1 protein-coding gene is annotated in these 1,166 nt (G+C 75.3%); it reads left to right on the plus strand.

From position 1 onward, the window contains the following. On the plus strand, positions 1-1,166 hold a 1,166-nt coding region (locus tag IE312_RS40135; RefSeq protein ID WP_229899779.1), incomplete at both ends, for a S9 family peptidase.

Below are 1,166 nucleotides of genomic sequence, written 5' to 3' on the forward strand. Positions count from 1 at the left end.
CGTCGAACACACCGAGCACGGCGACGCCATGCACGCCGCGCTGCGGGTGCTGCGCCCGGACGGCACGACGGTCGCCGAGCTGGACGACACCAAGGGCGGCGCCGAGGAGCGGGGCCTGGAGGTGCTGGGCTTCGCCCCGGTCGACGGTGACACCCGGCTGCTCGTCGGCCACCAGCGCCGGGGCCGCTGGGAACCCCTGGTGTGGGACGTGGCGACGGGCGAGGAGACGGACCTGGCCCTGGACCTGCCCGGTGACGTCAGCGCCGAGTGGTACCCGGACGGCTCGGCCCTGCTCGTCGTCCACGGCTTCGAGGCCCGCAGCGAACTGTTCCGGTACGACCTGGCGGCCCGCGAGCTGACCCGCATCCCCACCCCGCCCGGCACGGTCTCCGGCGCCACGGCCCGCCCCGACGGCAGCGTGGAGTACCTGTGGTCGTCGGCCGCCGAGCCCCCGGCGGTGCGCTCCACGGCCGGCGCGGTCGTGCTGGACCCGCCGGGCCTGGCCTGCCCGTCGTCGGTGCCGGTGGAGGACGTGTGGGTGGAGGGCCCCGGCGGCCGCATCCACGCCCTGGTCCAGAAGCCGGCGGGCGCCACCGGCCCGCTGCCCACCGTGTTCGACCTGCACGGCGGCCCGACCTGGCACGACAGCGACTCCTTCGCCGCGGGCCCGGCCGCCTGGGTGGACCACGGGTACGCGGTCGTCCGCATCAACTACCGCGGCTCCACCGGTTACGGCCGCGCCTGGACCGACGCCCTGAAGCACCGGGTGGGCCTGATCGAGCTGGAGGACGTGGCCGCGGTCCGCGACTGGGCGGTCTCCTCCGGCCTCGCCGATCCCGGCCGCGTCGTCCTCACCGGCGCCTCCTGGGGCGGCTACCTCACGCTGCTCGGCCTCGGCACCCAGCCGGACGCCTGGGCGCTGGGCATCGCCGTCGTGCCGGTCGCGGACTACGTCACCGCGTACCACGACGAGATGGAGGCCCTGAAGGCCATGGACCGCACCCTGCTGGGCGGCACCCCCGAGGAGGTCCCGGAGCGCTTCGCCGCGTCCTCCCCGCTGACCTACGTCGACCAGGTCAAGGCCCCCGTCTACATCTCGGCCGGGGTCAACGACCCCCGCTGCCCGATCCGCCAGATCGACAACTACGTCAAGCGGCTGGAGGCCC

The organism is Streptomyces capoamus (genome assembly GCF_014654935.1).
Lineage (GTDB): Bacteria > Actinomycetota > Actinomycetes > Streptomycetales > Streptomycetaceae > Streptomyces > Streptomyces capoamus.